The 24,192-nt window shown below is 74.7% G+C and carries 20 protein-coding genes; 3 read left to right on the forward strand and 17 right to left on the reverse strand.

All coding sequences use genetic code 11. From position 1 onward, the window contains the following. The first annotated feature begins 216 nt into the window (after window positions 1–216). A complete protein-coding gene (locus ACSTA4_RS06695) occupies window positions 217–1,152 on the forward strand; it encodes a nitroreductase/quinone reductase family protein (protein WP_444962803.1) in 936 nt (311 codons plus the stop codon). A gap of 265 nt (window positions 1,153–1,417) precedes the next feature. On the opposite strand, the gene ACSTA4_RS06700 is transcribed toward ACSTA4_RS06695, so the two are convergent. The 8 genes from ACSTA4_RS06700 to ACSTA4_RS06735 all read right to left on the reverse strand — a co-directional run bounded on the left by ACSTA4_RS06700 (window position 1,418) and on the right by ACSTA4_RS06735 (window position 9,246). After that, window positions 1,418–2,332, reverse strand: a complete 915-nt coding sequence (locus ACSTA4_RS06700) for a type II secretion system F family protein (protein WP_444962804.1) — start codon at window positions 2,330–2,332, stop codon at window positions 1,418–1,420. Window positions 2,333–2,345: 13 nt separating this feature from the next. Then, complete coding sequence (locus tag ACSTA4_RS06705) at window positions 2,346–3,278, reverse strand: type II secretion system F family protein (RefSeq protein ID WP_212641132.1); 933 nt, start codon at window positions 3,276–3,278, stop codon at window positions 2,346–2,348. A 52-nt stretch (window positions 3,279–3,330) separates the two neighbouring features. Next, a complete protein-coding gene (locus ACSTA4_RS06710) occupies window positions 3,331–4,656 on the reverse strand; it encodes a CpaF family protein (RefSeq protein WP_130396771.1) in 1,326 nt (441 codons plus the stop codon). A 135-nt stretch (window positions 4,657–4,791) separates the two neighbouring features. Next, window positions 4,792–5,250 carry a TadE/TadG family type IV pilus assembly protein gene (locus ACSTA4_RS06715; protein ID WP_444964109.1) on the reverse strand — a complete coding sequence of 153 codons (459 nt, stop codon included), beginning with the start codon at window positions 5,248–5,250 and terminating at the stop codon, window positions 4,792–4,794. Window positions 5,251–5,297: 47 nt separating this feature from the next. Next, on the reverse strand, window positions 5,298–5,654 hold the full coding sequence (locus ACSTA4_RS06720) for a pilus assembly protein (protein WP_444962805.1): 357 nt from the start codon (window positions 5,652–5,654) through the stop codon (window positions 5,298–5,300). A gap of 175 nt (window positions 5,655–5,829) precedes the next feature. Then, a complete protein-coding gene (locus ACSTA4_RS06725; RefSeq protein WP_444962806.1) occupies window positions 5,830–7,245 on the reverse strand; it encodes an AAA family ATPase in 1,416 nt (471 codons plus the stop codon). 3 nt (window positions 7,246–7,248) lie between these two features. Next, window positions 7,249–8,040, reverse strand: coding sequence for a Flp pilus assembly protein CpaB (gene cpaB, locus ACSTA4_RS06730; protein WP_248774868.1), 792 nt, complete (start codon window positions 8,038–8,040; stop codon window positions 7,249–7,251). Window positions 8,041–8,109: 69 nt separating this feature from the next. After that, entirely contained in the window at window positions 8,110–9,246 is a 1,137-nt protein-coding gene (locus ACSTA4_RS06735; protein ID WP_444962807.1) for a hypothetical protein, read from the reverse strand. A 650-nt stretch (window positions 9,247–9,896) separates the two neighbouring features. Here ACSTA4_RS06735 and ACSTA4_RS06740 point away from each other — a divergent pair. After that, window positions 9,897–10,364 (forward strand): YkvA family protein, encoded by a 468-nt coding sequence (locus ACSTA4_RS06740; RefSeq protein WP_444962808.1) that lies wholly within the window; start codon window positions 9,897–9,899, stop codon window positions 10,362–10,364. A gap of 148 nt (window positions 10,365–10,512) precedes the next feature. On the opposite strand, the gene rpsN is transcribed toward ACSTA4_RS06740, so the two are convergent. From rpsN to ACSTA4_RS06755, 3 genes are all read right to left on the reverse strand, one after another. Further along, window positions 10,513–10,818: a 30S ribosomal protein S14 gene (rpsN, locus tag ACSTA4_RS06745; protein WP_444962809.1), complete on the reverse strand. Its 306-nt coding sequence runs from the start codon at window positions 10,816–10,818 to the stop codon at window positions 10,513–10,515. After that, entirely contained in the window at window positions 10,818–11,054 is a 237-nt protein-coding gene (rpmB, locus tag ACSTA4_RS06750) for a 50S ribosomal protein L28 (RefSeq protein ID WP_026337879.1), read from the reverse strand. The genes rpsN and rpmB overlap by 1 nt, the downstream gene beginning before the upstream one ends. 91 nt (window positions 11,055–11,145) lie before the next feature. After that, window positions 11,146–12,240 carry a GTP-binding protein gene (locus ACSTA4_RS06755; protein WP_444964110.1) on the reverse strand — a complete coding sequence of 365 codons (1,095 nt, stop codon included), beginning with the start codon at window positions 12,238–12,240 and terminating at the stop codon, window positions 11,146–11,148. A gap of 162 nt (window positions 12,241–12,402) precedes the next feature. Between ACSTA4_RS06755 and ACSTA4_RS06760 the strand changes: the two genes are divergently transcribed. Continuing rightward, on the forward strand, window positions 12,403–12,822 hold the full coding sequence (locus tag ACSTA4_RS06760; protein WP_444962810.1) for a VOC family protein: 420 nt from the start codon (window positions 12,403–12,405) through the stop codon (window positions 12,820–12,822). Between the two features lie 66 nt (window positions 12,823–12,888). Here the strand turns inward: ACSTA4_RS06760 and ACSTA4_RS06765 are convergent, their stop codons facing one another. The 6 genes from ACSTA4_RS06765 to ACSTA4_RS06790 form a co-directional block, all read right to left on the reverse strand. After that, window positions 12,889–13,176: a YciI family protein gene (locus tag ACSTA4_RS06765; protein ID WP_444962811.1), complete on the reverse strand. Its 288-nt coding sequence runs from the start codon at window positions 13,174–13,176 to the stop codon at window positions 12,889–12,891. A gap of 157 nt (window positions 13,177–13,333) precedes the next feature. Next, window positions 13,334–13,507: a hypothetical protein gene (locus ACSTA4_RS06770; protein WP_444962812.1), complete on the reverse strand. Its 174-nt coding sequence runs from the start codon at window positions 13,505–13,507 to the stop codon at window positions 13,334–13,336. Then, window positions 13,504–15,363, reverse strand: a complete 1,860-nt coding sequence (locus tag ACSTA4_RS06775; RefSeq protein ID WP_444962813.1) for a TRAFAC clade GTPase domain-containing protein — start codon at window positions 15,361–15,363, stop codon at window positions 13,504–13,506. Before ACSTA4_RS06775 ends, ACSTA4_RS06770 begins: the two co-directional genes overlap by 4 nt. Window positions 15,364–15,410: 47 nt before the next feature. After that, the gene (locus tag ACSTA4_RS06780) at window positions 15,411–18,185 is read right to left on the reverse strand and encodes a GTPase-associated protein 1-related protein (RefSeq protein ID WP_444962814.1); all 2,775 of its coding nucleotides are present in this window, start codon (window positions 18,183–18,185) and stop codon (window positions 15,411–15,413) included. 104 nt (window positions 18,186–18,289) lie between these two features. Beyond that, window positions 18,290–19,510, reverse strand: a complete 1,221-nt coding sequence (locus ACSTA4_RS06785) for a TRAFAC clade GTPase domain-containing protein (protein WP_444962815.1) — start codon at window positions 19,508–19,510, stop codon at window positions 18,290–18,292. Further along, entirely contained in the window at window positions 19,504–23,829 is a 4,326-nt protein-coding gene (locus ACSTA4_RS06790) for a hypothetical protein (RefSeq protein ID WP_444962816.1), read from the reverse strand. Before ACSTA4_RS06790 ends, ACSTA4_RS06785 begins: the two co-directional genes overlap by 7 nt. Window positions 23,830–24,192: the final 363 nt, after the last annotated feature.

A 24,192-nucleotide genomic window follows, 5' to 3' on the forward strand; every position in this document is an offset into this window, starting at 1 on the left:
ACACCGCGGACCGCGTCTAGCCGTTCCGACGGCGCCGGCCCCAGCCGCGCCCGAACGCGCCCAGACCCCTCGCGACCTCCCCGGAGTCCTCTTCCGGCCCGGCCACGCCCGGGCTCCCTGTCACGTCCACCCGCCGCCCGTGCGCCCACGCGCCCGGGCCGCCGCGGGTGCCTTCGGGGACGGTCGCGCCCATGACCACCATCCCGAAGGAGACCTGTGACCGAAAACCCGCACGTCCGGACCGCCGAACCCCACGTCAGCGACTTCAACGTCCCCGTCGTGGAGGAGTTCCGCGCCAACGGGGGCCGCGTCGGCGGCATGTTCGAGGGCGGCGACCTCCTGCTGCTCACCACCGTCGGGGCCCGCTCCGGCCGCGAGCACACCACCCCGCTCGGCTTCGTCCGCGTCGACGGCCGCGTACTCGTCGTCGGTTCCGCGGGCGGCTCGGACCGCCACCCCGACTGGTACCGCAACGTCCTCGCCCACCCCATGGTGCGCGTGGAACTGGGCACCGAGACGTTCGACGCCGTCGCCGTCCCCGCCGAGGGCGCCGAACGCGACCGCCTGTTCGCCGAGTTCGTCCGCGCGGACTCCGGATACGCCGACTACCAGGCCGGAACCGAGCGGGTTCTGCCGGTGGTCGCCCTGGACCGCGTCCACACGGACGGACCCGCCGAGGTCGCCAACCTCGCCGACAAGCTCGTGGAGATCCACACCTGGCTGCGCGGCCAGCTCGCGCACGTGCGCACCGAGGCCGAGGCCCACCTCGCCGAGCGCGCCGCCGTGGCGGACGGGGACGGCCCGCCGCCGCTGGGGCTCAGCCTCCAGCTGCGCCAGCACTGCCTGGCCTTCTGCGAGTCCCTGCACTTCCACCACACCAGTGAGGAGTCCGGTGTCTTCCCGGCGCTGGGCCGACAGGCCCCTCACCTGGAGGAGGCGCTGCGGCGGTTGTCGGAGGAGCACCGCACCGTGGACCGCGTCCGCGGTGAGCTGGAGGCGCTCATCTCCGACCTGTCCACGGCCGACCCCGAGCGCTTCCGCGCGGAACTGGACCGGATGTCCCGGGAACTGGAGGCCCACCTGGACTACGAGGAGGCCCAGCTGATCCCGACCCTGGCCGAGATCCCGTTCCCACCCACCGGTCCGGCCTAGAGCCCGGCGGGAGGGCCCGGTTCCGCCGCTCGCGCACCTCGGGGAGCGGCGGAACCGGCGGTCTCCAGGGCCCGCGGGGAACCTCCGCCGCGCCCCGCGGCCACCGGCCGCCTCCGGGAGGGCGGCCTGCGTACCCCTTCCCTGCCCCCGGAGAGGGGGCCGCCCTGGGGCCGGTTTCCTGAACCGGGCTCAGCTCGCGGGGGGTTGGTCCGGGCGCCCGAACACGGGCCGAAGCGAAGCGGAGGTCCAAAAAACCACTGCCTCGTCAGCCGCCCAGGATGAGGCCGAGGTTGACCTCGGTGCCCAGGAACATCGATCCCACGATGAGGATGAGCAGGCCCGGAAGCAGGGTCACCGCGGTCACCATCGTCACCCGGGGGTTCATCCGCTGGGCCTTGCGGCGCATGTACTGGGCGTCGGCGCGCCGCATGTCCTGGCTGATGGCGACCAGGGTGTCGCTGAGCGGGGCGCCCAGCTCCTCCGCCTGCTGGATCGCGGTCACGAACTTGCTCAACGACTCGTTGCGGTTGCGCCGGCGCAGCATCTCGAACGCCTCCCGCCGCGAGGTGCCCAGCTCCATCTGCTGGAGGGCCAACGCGAACTCGTCGGCGAGCACGCCCGGCATCGACTCCGCCACCCGGGCCACCGCCGCCCGGAACGACATCCCGGCGCTCACCGTCACCGCCAGCACGTCCAGGAAGTCCGGCAGCTGCGACTGCACCTTGTCGCCGCGCTCCTGGCCCTGCACGTACAGGCTCAGGTCGGTCAGACCCATGAAGGCCAGCACCACCAGCCCGACCAGCGGGTTTCCCGAGGCGAACATCAGCAGGCCCAGGGTGCCGTACAGCGCCACCTCGCCGACCTTGCGCCGCAGGTAGCGCTCCAGGGTCAGCCCCTCCGGCCTCCCCGCCGCCTCGATGCGCTCGGAGACGGAGATCAGGCGGCGCTGGCTCAGCGACGCGTGCAGCGAGCGGGCGAACGGCCGTCCGATCGCCTCGGTGATCCGGTGCAGCACGAACGTGTCGTCGGACCGGACCCGCGTCGGGCGCACGGCCGGGTCGTCCACCCGCACCCGGGTCTGCGACATCATCAGGTACAGGCCGTAGCACGCGACCAGCACGACCAGCGCGCTGGTCAGAGCGGCGGCGAGCGGAACCAGCAGGGAGAGGGGGGCGTTCATCGGGGAGCGGTCCTCACAGGTCGAACTTGGTGATGCGGGACACCAGCACGAAGCCGATGGCGAACAGCGCGGCCACCACCAGCAGCACCGCCACCCCCGCCACGGACGTGGTCATCACGCGCATGATGCCCGGCTCGATGGCGTTGATCAGGAACAGGGCGCCCACCGACATGAACCCCAGCGCCCACACGGTGCTCGTGGTCTCGCTGAGGATGGTCTGCACCTCGCGCCGGGTCTCCTTGCGGTTCTCCAGGGTGGTGGAGATGTTGCGCAGCGCCGTGACCAGGGAGCCGCCCGAGCGCGAGGCCACCACCAGCGTGGACAGCAGGACCCCCAGCTCACGGGAGGGCATGCGCTCGCGCAGCTCCGCGACGGCCTCCTCGAAGCTGGCCCCCAGCTTCATGGACTCGGCCATGCGGCTCAGCTCCTCGCCCGCGGGCCCGTCCAGCTCGTCGGCGGCCATCGCCACGGCCGTGGGCAGGGCCAGGCCCGCCGAGGTCGCGTTGCCCAGCACTCGGGCCAGGTCCGGCAGCTGGGAGGTGAACTCCTCGCGCCGCTTGGCCTCGGCGCGGTTGAGGTAGGAGAAGAACAGGAACGCCACCCCGGCCGCCGCCAGCAGGCCGAAGAAGGGCGCCAGCACCTGCCAGACCACGACCACCGCCAGCAGCGAACCGCCCAGCAGCGCGAGCACGAACGTGGACAGGCGCACGTCCGCGCCCGACCGGGCGATCCTGCGGTACAGCCGCCCGCCCCACTGGGTGCGGTAGATCGCCGCGTCCAGCCGCGCCATGGGCGTGGACGCCTCGTACTCGGCCTGGTCCAGGGCGCTGCGTGCGGCGATCAACCGCCGGTGTTGTGCGCTGGACACGAACTCCCACAGCGCCCACAGCGCCAGGGCCAGCACCACGGCCAGGCCGCTGAGGATCGCCACGAACTGCCAGGTCACCGGAGCTCCATTCCGATCGGGGGACGCGCCCGCCGGGGCGCGGGGGAGGGCCTCACCAGCCGCTGCGGGGGCGCTCGTCGGTGACCACCCCGAAGGCCGCGGGGATGGCCTCGCCCACGTGGTAGATCCGCCCGGCGATGTGCCGGGGCAGCGGGAAGTGCCGGAACTCGCCCTCCACGGCCCGGTTGGGGCCCATGGGCAGGGCTGAGAACTGCATCACCGGGTCCAGCCGGAACTCCTCGCGCCGCCGTGAGGAGACCACCGCGATCTCGTTGACCCGTCGGGACCCGTCCGGCCACCGGCCCAGGTGCACGATGGCGTCCACCGCGTTGTTGATCTGGTCGCGGATCGCCTCATAGGGCACGTTGACGTCGCTCAGGGTGGCCAGGGTCTGCAAGCGGTGGATGGCGTCGTCGGCCGAGTTGGCGTGCACGGTCACCAGCGACCCGTCGTGGCCGGTGTTCATGGCCTGGAGCATGTCGATGGTCTCCGAGCCGCGCACCTCGCCGACGATGATGCGGTCCGGGCGCATCCGCAGCGCGTTGCGCACCAGGTCGCGGATGGCGATCTCGCCCCGGCCCTCGATGTTGGGCGGTCTGGACTCCAGGCGTACCACGTGGTCCTGCATCAGCTGGAGCTCGGCCGAGTCCTCGATGGTGACGATGCGCTCGTCGGAGGGCACGAACGCCGACATCGCGTTGAGGAAGGTCGTCTTTCCGGTACCGGTGCCGCCGGACACCACGATGTTGAAGCGGGCCCGCACCATCGCCGCCAGCAGGATGCCGGTGGGCGAGTCCAGGCTCCCCATCCGCACCAGCTCGTCGATGGGGTAGGGCTTGGGGAAGCGCCGGATGGTCAGCACCGGGCCCGACAGCGACAGGGGCGGGATGATCACGTTGACGCGCTCGCCGGTGGGCAGCCGCGCGTCCACCATCGGTGAGGACTCGTCCACGCGGCGGTTGACCAGCGACACGATGCGGTCGATGGTCTGGTAGAGCTGCTCCTCGCCGTTGAAGGTGGCGTCCACCCGCTGCATCCGGCCGCCGCGCTCGATGAACACGTTGTCGGGGCCGTTCACCATGATCTCGGTGACGGTCTCGTCGGCCAGCAGCGGCTCCAGGACGCCCAGGCCCAGGGCCTCGTCCACGACCCGGCGGATGAGCGCCGAACGCTCCCGGTCGGAGAGCACCGGGCCCTCGCGGGTGAGGATGTGACCCACGACCTTCTCCAGGCGGACCCGGCGCTGGGCCAGGGTCAGCCTGGTGAGGTCCTCCAGGTTGATCTCCTCCAGCAGGCGCCTGCGCCAGTGCGTGACGCTGCTGCGCTCGGAGCGCCCCTCGACGGCGCGGTCCTCCTCCAGACGGTCCTTCAGACCCATGGCCCTGCTCTCCTTCCCCCTGGGGCCGGCGCGGCGGGCACACGTCCCGCCGCGCGGCGCCCCGACACGACTTCCGCTGCGTTCTCCCCGGTCGCCGGGGCGGCGCCCCGGCGCGCACGGCGCACCGCATCGACCTCACACATCGGGCATCTCCACGCGCCGGGTCAGCGTCAGGTCCAGGCCCGCCGCGGAGAACACGATCGGCAGCGGGTGCGAGACCTCCACGTAGAAGCCCTCGTGCTCGTTGACGCCGCTGGTGACGGTCGCCTCGTCCAGCCACGACGGCAGCGCCGCGCGGGCGGCGGCCTCCGCGCCCTCCAACTGCTCGGCCCCGGCCACCCGCGCCCCGGCGCGGGCCGCGGACTCCAGCCGCTCGACCGCGACGAAGGCCAGGAATGCCTCGATGGCGATGACCGCGACCAGGAGCAGGATCGGGAAGATCGCGGCGAACTCCAGCAGCGGGCCGCCCCGGTCGCCGTCCCGGCGCGGTCGGCCTCCGGGCAGGAGGCGCCGCCCTCCGCGGTCTCCGGCGCTCCGCCGTTCCCGGCCTTGGGCATCCCGCCGACCCCCGGGCGGGGGGACGCGGTCCTCCATGTTTCGGCGGGCGCGGCCCGCAGCGGTCCGCCCGACCGGTCGCGCGCTCACGGTGTCGCCCCCCGCGGCTCGACCTCGGTGACCACGCGGGCCTCGCCGGTGACGTCCCAGGGCCCCGAGGCCCCGGGCAGGAAGATGGGCATGGCCATGGTCACCCGGGCGTAGCGCGCGCCGTCGTGCTCCACGACCTCCACGGACATCACGTCCGCGCCGTCCCACGGCGGCCGGACGCGCTTGCGGGCCTCCTCGTCCACGCGCGCCATGTCGTCGGGGGTCACGGCGGCCTGGCGGGCGGCCTCGGCGGCGCCGTGCGAGGCGTACATGGCGGTGATGCCGAGCAGCAGCACCTGCCAGACCAGGGCCAGCGCCAGCATCATGAACGGCACCGCCGCGGCGAACTCCACGATGACCCCGCCGCGGTCGCCGCGCCGTCGCGGACCACCGCGCCGCGGACCCGGCCGAGCCCCGCGACCCCGCGGACCGAGGTGGCCCCGCGGCCCTCGGAAGTCCCCTGGGCCGCGCCGGGGCGCACGGCCCGCCGGGCCCCGGCTCCGGCCCGACTCCCGGCGGAGGCCGGACTCAGCTCCCGAAGCCACCGCGGCCTCCTCCGCCCCCGTGCGGCCCCGAACCCGGGCGCCCGCCGAAGGGCTGGCCCAGCGGCGGCACGGAGGCCTGCCCGTTGACCGCCGCGCGCGACGGGTTGGACCCCGACGCGTTGAGGAAACCGGACACGTCACGGGTGGACGGCCCGCCGCCGCGCCGCTCGGACAGGGAGGCGAACCCGCCCAGCCCCGCGGGCGGGGTGGCCGAACCCCCGCCGCCCCCGGGCTGCTCGGGCGGGTTCAGCAGGTCCAGTTCCGCGGCCAGCCGCGAGAAGGCCCTGCGCAGCCCCTCGTCGGTCACCTTGGTCGGGTCTCCGTTGTTCTCCCCGGGCTCCAGCGCGCGGTAGGCGGCGGGGACCGGCGTGCGCAGCACCCGGGTGCCCAGCAGCTGCTGGAGGAAGTCCGGCTGGATCTCGTTCTTGCGGCTGTGCCGGGTGACCAGCGAGTACACGTCCGTGTGCGAACGCACCTGCAACCGCTCCCACATGCTCATCAGCCGCTGGGCGCCGCGCATCGCGGGCACGTCCGGGGTGACGGTGACGACCGCGCTGTCGGCCAGCTCGACCGCCATCGCGGTGGCCTCGTTCATGGTGGACCCGCAGTCCACCACCACCAGTTCGTACCGGGACCGGAGCGCGCTCAGCACCCGCCGGGCGGCGCTGGCGCCGACGTCCTCACCGCGTTCGCCGTGTTCGGGGGCGAGCAGCACGTGCGGGCCCCGCGGATCCACGTACAGGGTCTCCGCGAGCATGCCGGGGGTGATGTTGTCCCCGGCCTCGACCAGGTCGCTGATGGAGCGGCGGTGGCGCAGGTTGAGGAACGCGGGCAGGTCGCCGGTCTGCAGGTCCAGGTCGACCAGGCACACCACCCGCTCGGCGGCGGCCGCGGCCATCGCCAGGTGCACGGCGCACGTGGTGGTGCCCACACCGCCCTTGGCGCCGCTGATCGCCACGACCCGGCCCCGCACGCCCGACGCGGGCAGGTCCATCGACGCCGACTCCAGGTGGCGGCGCAGCGTTCGCGACCACTCGGCGGCCTTGGTGACCCGGCTCTCCAGCTCGGCGATCCCGCAGTCGTCGGGCATCACCCCGCGCGCCCCGGCCTCCATGGCCCCGGTGAACGTGTCGGGGTCCATCGTGGGCGACACCAGCAGGATCGCCACCTGCGGATGGCGGTGGGACAGGTCGCGTATGGCCTCGAACACCGGCGCCGGGCCCAGATCCTGGTGGATGAGGACCACGTCGATCTCCGGGAACTCCCCGGCGGCGTCGATCAACGCCGTCGTGGTGGCTCTGGAGGCCACCAGGGAGGCGCTGCCCAGCTCCTCGAAACGCGCGGCGAGCACCATCTCCGACTCCGAGGTCGGCATACCCGCCAGGACACGGAAGTTCAACGCTTACCCCCCATGCGGCACGCGCCGCTCGTCGGCCGTCCCGCCCTCGTCCGGTGTCGTGCTCTCGTCGGCCGTTCCCCCGGCGACGAGGTCGTCGAAGTCCCCGCTGCAGAACTCGGACTCCTCCGGGGTGCCGCCGCCGTCGGCGCTCACCAGGGCCAGCCTGAGCCCGCTGGAGAAGTCCTCGGCGTAGGCGAGTCGGAGCGCCGCCTGCGGGTCCAGGCGGAAGGTCACCGGGACCACCCCGGCCACGCCGCCGCCCTCCTCCTCCTGGGTGCGCAGCTCACCGATGTCGAGGACCTCCACCTCGGTGATGACCCGCACCGCGCACGCCTCGCCGTGGTCGCGCGCCGGGAAGGTGCCGTAGATGTCCACGAACGACCCGCGCCGCACCTTGCCCGCCACGCCGGTCTCGGCGTTGACCATGATGGCGATCTCCCGCTCCCCGGCGGTGAGGGTGGGCTGGGGCTGCACCATGCCCCGCTGGAGGTAGACGCCCGCCTCCAGGTGGGAGGCGGCGACGAGCTGCTGGTCGGCCGGGGTCTCCACCTGGGCCAGGTCGGTGAGGAAGACCTCCGGGTCGAAGTACATGCTGGGCACCTCGACCCGCTCCACGGACTCCTCGCCGATGGGCTGGTAGGCGTCCACGGCCTCGGTCAGCCGCAGGACGGTCGCGAACTCGCCGAGGCGCTCCTGTTGGCTGTTGAGGTAGGTGAACACGGAGGCGAACACGGCGACGGCGCCGATAGCGGCAACGACCATGAGCAGGACGCCGCGTCGCTGACGGGGGTTCATAGGGGTTGCTTTTCCGTTTCCAGTGTCGTCGCGGGCCGTCCGCTCGCTCCGGGGGCGCGGCGCCGGTCCCTAACGGGAGTAGCTCCGGGGCGCGTCGGGGCGCGGGGCGCGGCCCGCGAACGGCGGACCCTGCGGTCGGTCGGTGGACGGTGGGGGAGGAGGACCCGGCACACGCCCCCCTTCCACGGGGGGAGGGGCCTGGACGGGCCCGGCGGTGCCGCCGGGGGAGGAGGTGTCGGTTCGGCCCGAGGCGCCGGGCGAACCCGCGGCGCCGTGTGCGCCGGGAGGGCGGTCGGCGCCGCCGCGAAGGGGCTCGGCGGCGCCTCCGGAGGAACCCGGAGCCGCCGGGGGGCCCTGCCCGCCGGAAGGCCGGGGGCCGGACTGCCGCGCGGGGGTCCGCGCGGCGGTGGCCGAGCAGAAGGGACAGGTGCGTGCCGACATGGGCTCGCCGCACCAGGAGCAGGAGGCGGCGCGGATGGAACTGGCGGCGTAGGCCAGGGCCTGCGGGTGGGCGCTCAGCGCCACGAACTCCACGTACTTGGCGGTTCCCCAGTACAGGGGGCCGAGCGGCTGGGCGGGCAGTGTGCGGGTCGCCACGGGCTGGATGGCCTGCGGGAGGTGGTCGTCGAAGACCCCGGTGATCCCGGGGTCGGGGGTGGAGCACAGCAGCTGGACCGGCTGCACGGGCCGGAAGGGCAGTGTGCGGGAGACGTCGGACGCGCGCATGCGTCCCACCTGGTGGGTGGGCGCGCAGTAGGCGAGGAAGGACACGGACGGGGCGTAGGAGCCCATGTGCTGGCGCATCGAGGTCGGGATGGTGGTCAGGCCGGAGACGGTCCTGAGCCAGGCGCCCGCCAGCAGGTGCCTGGGCAGTTCGTCGCACAGCGCGGCGACCATCCCCGGCGGCAGGTAGGGGGCGAGGTAGGCGAGCTGGTCGGCGACCAGGGACAGGGCCAGGGGCGACAGGTCGACGCCGATCCCGGCGATGTGGTCGGTGCGCATCGCGCCGCGGGCGAAGTTGACCGCGCGCTCGGCGTCCGCGGAGTGCCACGCGGGGTAGAGCGCCACGACCTTGCGGCCCGCCTCGACCTGATCCCTGGCGAAGGCGACGAACGCTGCGCTGCGCTCGCCGATGCCCTCACCGCGCATCGCGAACCGGTGGGCCCCGGCCTCACCCACATGACCCGTGCTGGGGATGTCCGCCAACAGGGTGACGGTCGTCGCCGACCGAGGTAGGGCTCTGGACACTGGGCAAGCTCCATCGGTTCTGCGCGCTGGGGCGAGATGGCTGAGCGGCCTTGTGAAGGGAGGCACTCGGACGCATCGTAACGAATGTGTGGCGGAGCGCGGGAGGCCTCGCATTCGTCGCCCCGGAACGCGGGGTGGACGGTGGTGGAGTGGACGGGGCGCGGGGGGTCGGCGGGGGTGACACGGGTGGCGCCGACTCCGCGCTGGCCGAAGGGGATCGGATCGTGTCCGTGTGCACCGCCTCCTTCCTGGGCAGACGTGTTCCGTGTTGGCCGCATGTGGCCAACGCGTGGACAGATCGGTACGCGACCGTTTTCGGGTCGTATGGGTTCTGTGTTGGTCTGTGGGGTTTGGGGTGCCTCCCGGTGACGTTTGGCGCCTCTCATCCTTTCTTCTCCAAGGATGCCCTTCCTCTCCCTGCCCCACCAGTCCCCTTCGCGGCCTGTGGACAACCCTCCCGGCTTCCGGACCCTCCTTCGGGGTCGGGGAAGGCGGGCGGCATGTCGCGCCGGTCACGTACGGGATTGGACCCGCGCCATGCGGGAACGAAACAGGAAGGCTTCGCGTCATATCTTGAGAAGCCACGTCCTCACCGAGGAGACCGAACGATGCGCAAGGCAAACCGCGCCGCGGCGGGAGCCGCCGCCTGGCAGATCGTCCGCAACACCGACAGCGACATGTCCGTCTGGCAGAGGGCCGGAGCCGTCCCGCGGATGATCGGCGCCAAGGTGCGTGGACGCTACCCCGAGCTGAGCAGCGGCAAACTGCTCGGAATGCTCGCGCTGGCGGCCTACATCCTCTCCCCAGTCGACTTCGTCCCCGAACTGTTCGTCCCGTTGCTCGGCCTGGCCGACGACGTCGCCGTCGCCGTGTGGCTGACCACCATGGCGCTCGGCGAGAGCGAGCGCTTCGTGCTCTGGGAGCGCCAGAACCAGGCGCAGCAGGCCTTCCACGAGGCCAACCAGCCGGACGGACACGACAACGGCATGCGCGGCGGCCAGGCCGGACCGGAGCGGGGACACGGCGTCTCCGGCCACGACGGCCACCGCTCCTCCACCGACGGCGCACGCCGCTGACCGTGGACGACCCCGGGCCGCACCCGGACCACACCCGAACCGCACACGGGCCCCGCGCGCACAGCGCGGGGCCCGTGGCATCGGATCCGGTCCAGCCGCAGGGCGTCGGGGGTCACACCGCCGAGCGCGCGACCGGATCCCGCTCGCGTCACCAGCTGGACTTGGTCACCCCGGGCAGCTCTCCCCGGTGGGCCATCTCCCGGAAGCGGATCCGCGAGAGCCCGAACTTGCGCAGGTGCCCTCGCGGCCGCCCGTCCACGGCGTCGCGGTTGCGCAGCCGGGTGGCGCTGGCGTCCCGGGGCTGCCGGTTCAGCTCGGCCACCGCCGCCGCGCGCTCCCGCTCACCGGTGTGCGGACTGCGGATGATCCGCTTGAGTTCGGCCCTGCGCTCGGCGTAGCGGGCCACCACGAGCCTGCGCTGCTGGTCGCGGGCGATCTTGCTCTTCTTGGCCATCAGACCCTCCCGCCGCGGGCGCGGATCTGGGCGACCACCCGCTCGATGCCGCGGGCGTCGATCACCTTCATGCCCTTGGTGCTCACGCGCAGCTTCACGTAACGCCCTTCACTGGGCAGCCAGTACTTCTTCGTCTGGATGTTCGGGTCGAACCGGCGCCTGGTGCGCCGGTGGGAGTGCGAGACCGAGTTTCCGAAGGCCGGAGCCTTTCCGGTCACCTGACAGACACGGGACACGGCGGTCCCTCCTCTCGTTCGCGGTCCGCGGCCTCGCGGACCGTTCGGGCTTTCCGAAGGCCGGGGGCCTTCCCGTCGTGGCGCCGTCCCCCTACAGGGCGTCGGCGAAGGGGTCGGACCGCAGCGGCTGCCCCGCCTCGTCCTCGGTCATCAGGCACGAGTCCAGCAGGGCCACCAGGCGCCGGGCGTCCAGGTCCACACCCGTGAACGCCAGGTGCTGGCCGCGGTCGCCCAGCACCGGGTCCCAGTCCAGGAGCGCGGAGACACGGCGGGTCTCGGAGACCATCTCCACCGCGGCCTCGGGCAGCGCGTCCAGCCAGGGGCCGCCGCTCTCCAGCAGCAGGGCGTCGTTGTAGGCGTCCCACACCAGCAGGGTGTCCGGGCGGCTGGCCAGCCAGATCCGGCCCCGGCCGCGCAGGCCCGCGGACACGATCCGCTCCAGCGCCTCGTGCAGCCGCACGGGGTGCAGGGGGCGCCTGCGGCTCCAGGTCACCGTGCTCACCCGCCCGTCCGCGCGGTCGGCGTAGTGCGCCCAGGCCGGGTTGAGCCGGTGCGCGGCCGCCTCGGGGTCGAACCGGCCGTGCGTCAGGTCCGCCAGACCGCCGCCCGGGGGGACGACCACGGCGGCCGGGTTGAGGTGCTCGACCAGGGCACGGGCCTCGTCGAAGTGGCGGGTTCCGTGCACGGCGACCGCCGTCGGGTACTCGACCTGGTGGGCGAGCACCTCGGCGACCGTGCGCTCGTCCTCCACGGCGATGTCCAGGTCCCGGTCGCTCAGGTCGTCGTGCCCGGACAGGTCCGGCAGCAGGCGGTCGGCGTCCACCGCCGCGATGACCGCGGCCAGCCGCAGCTCCTCCCGTGCCGCGACGACCTCGGCGACCTGCCGGGGCTCGACCCCGTCCCAGGTCTCGACCACGCACAGGGTGTGCTCACCCCGCTCGGCCAGCCGCAGCAGCGTGGGCACGAGGTCCTCGCGCAGCGTGCAGGACGCGCACAGGTGGTCCAGGTGGACACGGCTGTGGTCCACGGGACCCCAGCGGTCACGGGTGACGCGGTGGACGATCCCCTCGGCGATCCCGTCGAGGTCGTGGTGCACGGCCACGGACCCCGGGACCTGCGCCAGCAGGTCGTCCACGCTGCGTCCGCGCGCGTGGCGGTGCAGGCCGCAGACCACGGCCACGCGCATGGGGGTTGTCGGTTCCATAGGGGGACACCCTCCTTCCTGAGAAAACGATAATCATTATCGTATAGCACCCGCGTGGCATCCGGGGAGAAAAGTCGGTTGCCATAAACACGATGGGCGTAGTACTTTGCTTGAAGTGGTGAGAAGCGACCCCCTGGAGGCACCGTGAACATCGATCTCGTCGGACTGGCCGTGCTCTGCGACGACCCGCGCGCCAGCGCCGCGTGGTTCGCCGAACACTTCGGCTTCGACGTCAACATCGACCTCGGCTGGTACCTGAGTACCCAGCACGAGGACCACCCCAAGCTGTCGATCGACTTCGTGCTGCGCGACCATCCGTCCACGCACGAGGTCCTGCGCTCGGGAAGGGCGGAGTCGCTGGTCGCCTTCCTGGTGCCGGACGTGGACGCCGAGGAGAAGAGGCTGCGGGAGGCGGGCGTGGAGGTGATCATGCCGCTGGTCAGCGAGCCCTGGGGGCAGCGCCGCTTCCAGGTCTCGGGTCCGGAGGGCCTCTACGTCGAGATCCTCCAGATGGTGGCCCCCGACCCGCAGTGGATGAGGGACAACGGCCTCGCCGAGCAGTGACGCCGGGGGCCGCACACGCCGCGGGCCGGGACGGAACCGACTTCCGTCCCGGCCCGCGGCGTTCGCTCAGAAGTGCTCGGAGAGCGGGCCCAGCACCGGGGACCACTCCTTGACGTCCACCTCGGAGACCAGGCCCTGGACGCGGAAGGGGTCCTTCTCGGTCAGGGCGACGGCCTCGTCGCGGGAGCCGACGCGCAGGAGCAGGAGGGCGCCGGGAGCGTCCTCCGGGCCGAAGGGGCCGGAGCACAGGTTGGCGTCCTGCGCGGCCAGGTACTCGCGGTGCGCGGGGCGGTGCTCGTCGCGCGCGGCGGCGCTGTCGGGGGCGTAGGTGTAGGTGACGGCGAAGATCGCCATGGTTTCCCTCCCGGGGTGTGTGGCGGCCGACTGGTGCCGCGATCGCCGTCACTGTGCCACAGGCGCAGGTGGGAGGGTGTAGTCGGGTCGGGCGCCCCCGCCGTCGCGGGATGTCCTCGGGGCTGTCCGGGAGTGCCCGCCGCGGTTCGGGAAGGGCTCATCGGCCCTGGGTGATGCGGGACAGGGCGTGGGCCCACACGCCCTGGACGGTGACCACTCCCAGCCAGACGGCCGCTGCGAGAACGGCCACGGTCACCGCGCCCGCGAGCGCGTACGTCACCACGGCCACGGTCCGGCGCGTGCTCCGGTGCCCGGCTCCCCGGTAGGTCATCGGCTCTCCTCCGCGTACTCGGGATGTTCCGGCTCCGCCCGTCCCGGCCGCGCGTGCCGGGGGGCGTGGCCCGCTGGCCGCAGCTCCCGCGACGCCCCGAGATCCCCCCACGGCTCCGGTGCACCCGGCGGCCCCGCCGCCTCCCGCGCACCCGTTCCACCCGGAGCCCCGGCTTCTTCCTGCGACGCGGCGAGCATCGCGGTGAACGCGTCGTGCTCCCCGGCCAGCGTCCACCGCAGCAGGGCGTTCAGGCTGGGGTCGGCCCGCCCCTTCCGGTCGGTGACGGCCGAGGTCAGGAACACCCGCGCCTCCCCGAAGTCGGCCTCGGCGTCCCGCAGCAGGTTCCCCAGCCCCAGGGTGCGCTCCGCCCACACGCGCGGGTCGGACTCCCCGGGCGCGATGGCCGTGCCCCGCACCAGGTCGCCGCGCGTGACCACCACCGCGAGGCGGGCCTGGCGCAGCCCCCGCCCGCCCCGGCGCCGGGCCAGCATCCGGTACTGGCGCCGGATCTCGTCGCGCACCGCCCCGTAGGCCAGTTCCGGATCGCGGGTGTGCGACCGGTCCCCGGCCAGCCGGGCCCTCTCCCGCGTGGTCAGGGAACGCCACACCGACTCGATCCCCAACGGGTCCACCGCCAGCACGAACGTCGTCGCCCGGCCCAGGTAGGCCAGCTCCTCGACGGTCGCCGACCGGTTGAACCGCTCGCCCGCCGCGTCGAACAGCTGCATGAGCAGGGTCCTGCCGCTCGCGCCCACCCGCACCGTCAGCCCCCGCACCTCGCGGCCCGGGGGAGTGGGCGCTGTCCGGGACCCGGCCGCGAGCACCCGCTCGCCCTCCCTCAGCCGCCGCACCGTCTCCTCGCCCACCGGCTCCACGTACGCCTCCGGCGCCCGGCGCGCGGCCTGCGCCAGCGCCAGGTTCATGCCGGTCACCAGTCGCGTCTTGCCCGCGCCCGTGCCCCCGAACAGCGGCAGCACGAACTCCCTGGCCTCGCCCGGACGGTGTTCCAGCCCCCGGTCGCAGTGCGGACAACGCGCCTCCAGGTCGGCCGAACCCAGCAGGAGCAGCGTGGGCAGGCGCGCTCCGCACAGGCACTCCCGGCGCCACAGCCCCCGCCCGCCGGGGCGGATGGCGCCGTGCCGCCGACCGCAGCGCGCGCACAGGTAGGCCGGGTAACCCAGCCGCAGGAAGCATCCCGGGCACACCATGCGGATCCGGCGCACCAGCAGCAGTCCCGAGTCGGCGAGCCGCAGCGCCCCGACGGCGGTCCACGCCGCGGCCAGGTAGAGGCCCACCACCAGGGCGTGCACCAGGAACTGCGGCAGCAGGAACACGCTCCAGGGCGCCGCGGCGCCCCAGCTGTGCCCCACCACCGCGCGCAAATCCCACCAGGCAGGACCGCCGTGGTAGGCCAGGTGCGCGGGGTCGTCGCGGGTGCCGGGCAGCGGCTCGTCCGGGTGGCCGCCCGCCCACATCACCTCGCGCACGCGGCGCAGGTAGGAGACCACCAGCACGCACCATCCGACGAGGAGGGCGGTGCCTCCCCCGAGCACCACGGCGCTCACCAGTCCCGCGAGCAGCCACCACCGCAGCAGGTAGACGACCAGCAGGCCCAGGCCCGCGCCGACGGCGATCAGGAGCGCCGCTCCGACCTGCGCGCCGCCGTCGTCGCGCCGCGTCCGCGCCGCGCGCCCGGGCGCGGAACGCCCCGTGACCGCGCACCGTTCCTCGAAGACCGAACGCCTGAACGCCGTCCGCGCCGCGCGCCTCGTGGCCGCCGCACGCCTGAACGCCGTCCGCGCCGCGCGCCTCGTGGCCGCCGCACGCCTGGACGCCGTCCGCGCCGCGCGCCTCATGACCGCTACACGCCTGGACGCCGACCGCTCCGCGGACGCCGCCCCCCTCATGACCGCCGCTCGCCCGACCGCGAACCCAGCCCCAGGAACCCGCGCCCGCGCGGTTCGCGCGAGCGCTGCGCCCACTCGTCGAAACCGGCCGCCGACTCGCGCGGCAGCTGCCTGCGCATCCTCGCCAGGTGGCGCCGCCGCCACCCGCCCACGGCCGGTGCGAGCACCGACGCGTCCAGGCGCCCGGCACGCCCGTGCCCGGCCAGGAACTGGTGCCTCGCCGCCTGGTACACCAGGGCGGCCGTGGCCGTGTCCGGCCGGTCGTCGGCCAGCCGGGCCGACACCGCCTCCCCGTAGGCCTCGAACACCCGCGCCGGGCAGTCCCGCAGGGCCTCGGCCAGCAGCGAGCACTGACACCACCCCAGCAACACGCGCACCACCAGCCGCCAGGCCACCTCCTCCACCGCCGGATGGGTTCCCCGCACCGCCGCGTACACGGCGGCGAGGCGCTCGTGCGCCCGGTCCTCACCGGCCGCGCGCAGCGCGACCAGGGACGGGCGGACCTCCGACCACTCCATGACGACCCGTCGGCCGGAATCGGGAAGCCGGGTCCGCAGCCAGTGCCGGGACACCTCGTCCACCAGCTCCCGCCACGTCCGCTCCTGGCCCGCCCCGGGGGGCACCGCCATCGCCTCGGCCACCCAGCCGCCCACCCCCGGCGCCACCAGGACCCCGGGGCGCAGCACCCGCAGGGCGAGCAGGGCGGCCCGCGGCCCGTGCCCGGGGCCCCACACGTCGGTGAGCAACTCCTCGTCCAGGTCGTGCGCGGCGAGCCCGGCGGCGCCCGCCGCCCGGCCCTCCCGGCGCACGGACACCAGGTACGACAGCAGCCCCGGAAGGTCGCTTCGGGGATCGGTGGCCAGCAGCCGCAGTTCGCGCAGCGGGGCGCTGGACCCGTCGCGGTCGTTGGCGAACAGGGCGCCCACCGGCCCGGCGGCCAGGGCCGACAACCTCTCGCGGGGCAGCGAGGCCAGGTGCGCGGCCGCGCCCCGGCGCACCCCGGGGTGGGCGGCGACCAGGGCGCGCGCCTCCGGGGAGGGCAGGTGCGAGGCGGCCAGCAGCGGGGCGAGCACCACGCCGCCGTAGCGCTCCATGCTCTCCTCGCAGGGCGGCAGGCCGCTGGCCCGGGCCCAGCGCAGCAGCACCACCGCCCGGTCGGGGGCGAGTTCGCCGCACTCGCCGTCCAGCAGGGCGGCGACCCGCTCCCGCGCCGCGCCGCGCACCGACTCCGTGCGCATCGGCGTCACCGCGGGGGCGCCCCCTCCCGCGGCGATGTCGTCCAGGGAACGGCGGACCATCACGTGTTCGAGCCGCTCGGTGGTCCCGTCCGCGCCGCCCAGCCGGTGCGCCACCCGCTGCAACCCGGCCAGGTCAGCGGTGTCGAGGACTCCCGACGACGGCCCGGTGAGCAGAGCGGCGGCCCCGGGCGCTCCGTCCCGGTTCCCTCCGGGCGTCCCGACCCGCTCCCCGGCGGACGGCACGACCGCACCGGAGCCCAGCGCCGTGACCGTCGCGCGGCCTCCCCCCTCGCGGGCCCCGCCCGCTCCGCCGGGTACGGTGACCGCCGCGCGCGTCTCGGCGCCGGACGGACCGCCCGCGCCTCCGGTGAACGCCCGGTCCAGCACGCCGCCGACCGGCCCGCCTGCGGACCCGCCCGAGGAGTGGCCGGACACCGCGCCCACCAGCTTCCGGTCCGTCCTCCGGTCGCTGACCTCCATCCCGACGCGGGCCTCTCCCGACGCCGCGGCGTCGGCGTCCAGGATTCGGTGGACCAGCGCCGCCGCGTCCCCGGGGGCGAGCCACTCCACGGCCTCGGGAAGCCACGCGCGCACCTCCCGCAGGTCCTCGCGCGCGGGAGCGTCCGCGTCGAGCAGGGACGCCGCGGCCAGCACCGGGAGCCAGTCCGCCAGCGCGCCCTCGCGGCCCGAGGCGTACGGCCGCGCCCTGTGCCACAGCGCCGCCGCCCGGCGCGTGCCCAGCCGGACCAGGCGGTCGGCCACGGCCCGCGCACGGGGATCGGGTTCGGGGAGCGCGTCCGGCGGGTCCTGCTCCGGGTCGTACACCGTGAACCTGGTGCGCCACAGCGCGGTGTCGGAGTCGGGCGCGACGCCGACGACCTGCACGAGCGCCTCGTCGGGGTCGCCGCAGTAGGTCGCGAACGACAGAAGCCGTGCCCGCCGCGGCGGAAGCAGGTGGCTCAGGGCCGCCACCCAGTGCGCCACGGACGCGCTGTCGGCCACCAGCACCAGCGGACGGGAGTCGTCCACGGCGTCGTCGGCGGCGAGCAGCAGCCGCGTCACCACCTCCGCCGGGCGGCTCCGCACCCACGCGTCGGTGCGCGGGCGGTCCAGCGGTCCGGGGCCGACCTGCGGCGCCGACAGCTCCGCCAGCTCGGACAGGCCGGGGTCGTCGACCGGCGCCTCCGCCCAGAAGTCGGCCTCCCACAGCTCCGCGGGCAGCGGGCCGGACTCCTCGGGCCCCGGGGCCACCAGACTGTGCGCGAAGTAGTTGCCCGGCCTCCCGGACGGGTCGTCGCCGCTGGAGACCACGCGGCTCACCACCGGCACCCCGCCCACGTCGGGGGAGTAGCACAGGTTGACCGGATGCTCGTCGACGCGCTCGCGGGACCGGGGCGGCTCGTACACGGTGAACCGCTCGACCTCCCTGAGCACCCGGGGGTCCACCCCCGGTGTCGCCGCGTTGAACTGGTACCCGGCGTAACCGGACAGGCCGTGCTCGCACGAGGTGTAGTACAGCTGCGCGAAGCCCATCGGCGCACCCCTTCGGTCTGGTCGTCGCGGGGGGTCTGGTTCTGGAGCGGTGGTGGTTCACAGGGGCCCGGACACCACGGCCCGACGGGTCCGCCGGGCCGGGTTCAGGACCAGGACGCCTCGCGCGAGGGGATGACCCCGAACTCGCTGAGCATCCACAGGAACGGGTCGGCGACCCGGTAGGGGCGCACCCCGCCGCGCACACGGTTGCCCGGGTCGGGGACGCCGCCCAGGGCCGACACCCCGAAGTAGCGGGCGTTGCGGTAGTGGTTGCGCACGTGGCCGTCCACCCCGCCGCCGTCCCACCGGTGCAGCAGCTGCTGGATCTGGGCGTGCACGTCCTGGCTGTCGGACTCGTCGAAGAACGGCGCGGTGGGCTGCGGCCGGTGCAGCGGCGAGCCCTCGTCCAGCTCGCCGTGCAGCGCGTCGATCTTGGTCAGGCACACCGCCATGGGTACCTGGATCAGCCTGTTGACGGCTCCGGGGCGGCTCATCAGCAGGTCGGTGACGCGCCCCAGCATGTCCAGCGGCCGTGTCCGCGCCGTGTCCGCGGCGGGCGGCCGCCCGCCCGCCGCGGCCAGCTGGCGGGTGCCCTCCATCCGGAGCGGGTCCAGCAGGAGGATGATCCCGTCGGCGCTGTTGAGGTAGCGCAGGTTCGCCTCCACGCTCTCCCCGGAGGTCAGGTCCTCCCCGGCGGTGTCGAAGAACGACAGCAGCGTGTGCTGCGGCCGCCTGCCGCCCAGCCCCCGGCGCTGGGTGGTGAACCGGAACACCAGCGGTTCGCGGGTGACCCCGGTGCGCCGGGTGGCGCCGAGCAGCCGCGCCTCCTCGTAGAGCGGGGTCTCGTAGTCGGCGTGGAACCGGTGCCGGGTCTGGTCGTCCGAACCCCCCACCGACGCGTCGAACCGGGAGCCCACGCGGTTCATCAGCTCGTGGATGAGCACCGTCATGAACACCGTCTTGCCCGCGTCGCGCGCCCCGACCAGGGCGATCATCCGGCTGCGGATCCGTCCGAAGTTCACGGGGAGCTGGGCGTGGCAGGTGGCGCACACCTGTCTGCCGGTGGTCGACGCGCACTCCGGGCACACCGCCCGGGCGCTGCGCCCGTCGGCCTCGAAGACCGGCGGCAGCCGTTCGCGCCGCCCCAGCTGGGCGCGGATCGCGGCGTCCTCCACCGGCGCGCACACCCGCCCGTCCGGCCCCGGGCGCCCCGTGCACCGGAAGCGGATGCGGCGCTCGGCGAACCGCGAGTAGCAGTAGGGGCACACCAGGAGGCGGCCCTCGACGGGGATCAGCGAGCGCACGGCGTCCAGGCTCCTCAGCACCTCAGCTCCCTCACCGGGGGCTGGCGCAGCCGCACCCCCCGCCCGTCGTCGTCAGCCGGGAAGCACATCAGCCAGCCCTGGCCCGTGCCCCGCGGAGGCCGTACGCGCACCGACACCCACTCGCCCGCCGAAAGGTGCTGGGCGGGCAGGATCGCCAGCACCGTCCCCTGGTCGGCGGCGTGCGGCTGCACCGGGCCGTCGGCGTACACCACGACCACCTCGGGCATGGTGCAGTCCTCCTCCGCGACCAGGTGGACCACCCGGTCCCGGCGCAGCAGGCCCGCCGACTCCACGCGGTAGTCGAGCACCGCCCGGCCGGGAACGGTGACGCTCGCGGCGGAGCTCACCGCCTCCCCGCCCTCGAAGGGGACGACGGCGCGCACGTCCACCCGCACCGACTCGGGGCCCATGAGCGTCTCGAAGCCCCCGTCGGAGGAGTACTGGCGGCGGGTGCAGCGCAGCTGGCCGCCGGTCCAGGTCTCGGTGCCGCGCTCCTCGGGGCGCCAGGAGATGATCGCCGCGCAGGCGTCCTCGGGCCAGGTCCACCCGAGCCGGACCGAGGTGTCGAACCGCTCCGCGCGCAGCCCCTCCACGGGCGGGGCCGCGGTCACCCGCACGGAGACGCCCACGACCGCCTGGTCGCCCGCCACCGTCACCGCCAGGACGTGGTTGGTGCCCGAATCCAGGGTGAACGCCACCCGCTCCCGCTCCTCCCGAGGGGCCTGGGCCTGGTGCGCGCCCTGCTCCTCGGCCGCGGTCATGCGGTTCCCGGGTACCGCCGTGGCGGTCGCCCCGCGGTTCCACGGGGCCGCACCGGCCGCTGGCGCCCCGGGGACCCCCTGAGTACCAGCGTGCGCGGCTGACCCACGGTTCCCGGTTGTTCCGGGAGTCCCCGGCACACCGGTGGGCGCTGCCGTCCCGGGAACGTTGTGCGTGACGCCGGTGGTCTCCGTCGGCCCGGGGTTTCCGGTCGTTCCTGTTCTGAGGTTCCCCGGCGCACTGGTGTCCGTTTCCGCGTCAGGAGCCCCGTAAATACCGGGAGTCGCTGACGCCCCGCGGTTCCCGACCGCCTCGGGAGCCCCGGCCTTCGCATGTCCTCCGTGCGTGCCGCCGGGCGCGTCCGGTCCTTCCGCCACCCGGTCCCCGGGCGCCCCCGGACTTTCGGGTCTCTCGGGTCCGGAACGCGTGGCCGTACCGACCTGCCCGGCCCCGCGGGACGCCGCGTCCGTGAGCAGACCCGTGGCGGAGCGGCCCTCGGCGCGGTCGTCGAGGGCGACGCCCTGCGGGGGCACCACCGGTCCGTTGCCCGCGGCCGCGCGGTGCGACGGCGGGTTCGCCGTGCGGGTCTCACCGTCATGGGGGTCGGCGCCGGTCCGCTCCGCGGAGCCGAACACGCGGGCGCCCTCGCCCTCCCCGCCCGCGGGCGGGGAGGGCAGCACCACGCGCGGCAGGTCGGCCCCTTCGGCCGCGGGGGCCGCCTGGGCGTTCACCGGGCGCTCGCGCCCGTCGCGGGCGTTGGCCCCGGTGCGCGCGGGAGCGCCGAGGGCGCCGTCCCCCGTCCCGGTGGCCGCCGGTGCCGTGGACTCCGCGGCGGGGGAGAGCCTGGCGTGCCTTCCGACACTGCGAACGCGGTTGCCGGGCCTCTCGGCCGGGTCGGAAGCACGGTCGCCCACGGAACCTCCGGGCGCCGCGGAGCCGCCGGAGGACGCGTGCGGAGCACGGTTGTCCTGGCCGGGAGTGGTACGTGTCTGCCCCGAGGGCCGCTCACCGGGGGCCAGGATCCGGAACCCCTCCCCCTCCTCGTCCGCGAAGCCTCCGCGCCGGGGGTCCGTGCCGTGGTCGGCGCCCCGGTTCCGGGCAGGGCTCCTCTCGCCCGGCCCCAGAACGCGGACGCCCTCGCTCTCCCCGTGCCCGCCCTCCTCGGAAGGAGCGGTGCGCGGCTGGCCCGCGGCGTGGAACGCCCCCTCACGGGAGCGGCTCCCGCCCTCCTCGGAGGGCACTGTGCGCGGCTGGCCCGCTGCGTGGAACGCGCCCGGGTGGGGACGCGCCCCGGCCTCCTCGGAATGCATGGTGCGCGGGTGACCCGTGTCGCGGAACGCGTCCTCGCGGGTGCGGTTCCTGCCCTCCTCGGGCACCGCGGCGCCGGTGCGCGGCGCGTGCGGGGTACGGGCCTTCTGGACAGGGGAGGTGCGGGTGTGGCCCGTGCTCCTCTCCCCGGGCCCGAGCACGCGCACGCCCTCCCTCTCCTCGCCGGGCGCCCCTCCACGCGCGGGGTCCGCGTGGCCGTTCACCGGTCCCGGGGGCGGCCCCGAGGGCCGACCCGCACCGGCGCGAACACCCGTTCCGCCGCTCCTGCCGACCCCTCCGCCCTCGGGGGACCCCTCGTCCTCGGCCACCGGGGTCTGGGCCACCTCACGGCCGTAGGACTCCAGGTCGTCGGGGCCGACCACCGTGCCGAGGGGCCACTCGGGCGGCTCCTCCCCGACCCGCAGCACGACCCTCCCCCGGGAGGGCCGCGTCCACGAGGCCCGGAAGTCCGCGCCGCCGTCCGGCACCACGGACAGATCCCGCACCGCTTCCGGGCACGGGCCCGGGCTGGCCCGGCGCACGAGCCCCGCCGACCCCCGCGCGTGCCCGTTCGAGGTCACGTAGACCGCGCGGACCCGGTAGTGGTAATCCACGTCCATCTCGACGTCGGTGTCGCAGAACCCCGACCCGTCCGTCTCCACGCGCACGCCGTCGCCCGCCCCGCGCGGCGGCGCCCCCACACCGCGCAGCACCTCCACGCGCACCGCCTCCGCCGGGGCCTGCCAGGAGCCGGACACCGACCGCTCCCCGGCGCGCACCCGCAGCGAGGAGACCTCCGGCGCGATCATCACCGGCGCGGACGACGCCTCCTCCGACACCCCGAGGCCCTCGCGCACCGCCACCACCGCGTAGCGCGCCTCCGCTCCCACGGGCGCCCCGGCGTCGGTGACCTCGTTTCCCGACGACTCGCCCACCAAGGCCTCGCGGGCGCTCCCGTCCCGCCCGGTGCGCCGCGTCACCCGGTAGGTGACCGGCCCGCCCGGCCCGGGGACGGGCTGCCAGGAGACCACCACGCTCCGGCCGTCGACCCGGGCCTCCACACCGCGCGGCGGCGGCGTCGCCACCTCGCCGAGCCGGGCGGCGAGCGCCTCGTCGTCGGCGGCCGCGTCCGCCGCCGCGGCCAGGGCCCGGGCGGCCTCCTCCCGGTCGCCCGCGCGCAGCGCCCGCTCCGCCTGCGCGGTCAACTCCTCCACCTGCTGCATCCGTGCGCGCAGGCGCTCGTGCAGGTCGTGGTCCTCGGGCAGGTCCTCGGCGGCCTCCTGCGCCTGGCGCAACCGGTTGTCCGCGAGCATGTCGTGCACGTCGCGCTCCGCCCGGGCGGGCGCTTCGGTGCCGGAGGCGGACCGCCGCACGGCCGCGGCCAGCAGCAGCGCCTCCTCCTCGGCCAGCCCCCGGCCGACCCAGTGCCGGGCCAGCCCGGACTCGTTCAGGGTCTCCGGGCGCTCCCGCAGGTCGTCGACGATCTCCCCCAGCACGAGGGCGTCGGCCCGGTCTCCCTCGGCGTGCAGGATCTCCAGCACGTTCTCGGCCGCCGCCCTGCCCTCGGACTCCGGTTCCAGCCGTACGCGCTGGACCGCCTCGTCGAGGGCGGCCTTGTCCAGGGCGGTGCCGTCGTGGAGCCGGAAGCCGTCCAGCACGCTGAACCCCTCGGCCAGGCGCCGCTCGCCGAAGACCTCCATGGGGGAGAAGGGCACGCCCCGGGTGCGCAGGTGCCCGCGCAGGGCGCGCAGGGTGTCCTCGGGAGGGGAGTCGTCCAGTTCGGGAAGCCGGTCCACGACGCGCACGCCGTGTTCGAGCAGGACGCGTTCGGCGTCGGCCTCGGTGACGCCCACCGGTGCGATCATCGACCGGAGGGTGTCGCGGTCCAGGAGCGCTGTGGTCAGACCCCCGGCGATCTCGGACCACGCGCTCAGGACCCGCTGGGCCTCGTCGGCGCGGACCTGACGGAAGTGGGCGTGCGTGAGCGCGCCCTCGCCCTCCAGCCGCTCGTGCTCGGCGATGAGGTCGTCCAGCACCTCCCTCAGGGAGCGGCGGCTGCTCCGGAGCGCGCGCCAGTGGGCGCACACCTCGTCCACGTGCTCGGTGAAAGCGGCCGGGTCGGCGCACAACCGCAACTCCAGGCGGGGTTCGACACCGTAGCGCGTGAACAGGTCCGCGGGCAGCCCGTGGGCGCGCGCGGCCACCAGCACCTCGTCCTCGTAGCGTGTGCGTTCCTGTGCGTCCCAGGGCATCGTGCGATCCCGCTCCCCTCGTGTGGTCGTGGTCGTACGGTCCGGTGAGGGGGGTGGGCGGCGGGCCCCGGAGGCGGTGCCGGTCAGTTCACGCGGCTCCTCTGGGGCCGGAGGCGGTGATCGCTCCCGCCCCGCCGGTCCCGGTCGCTTCGTGTCCCTGCATCGGCTCCGCCTTTCACGGCCGGGGATTTCCCGTGTTCTCCCTGTGCGGCCGTTTCGGGTCACGAGCATACCCCTCATGCGTGCGTTGACGGGGAGAACACGGGCCTTTTGGGTTCGCGCGTGTCCGCAGGCTTTTTGCGTGTGCGCAGAACCGGTTTGAACTGCGCATACTGCTACATTAGCCAAGAAAAACATCCCTTT

It is taken from the genome of Nocardiopsis sp. M1B1 (assembly GCF_052466615.1).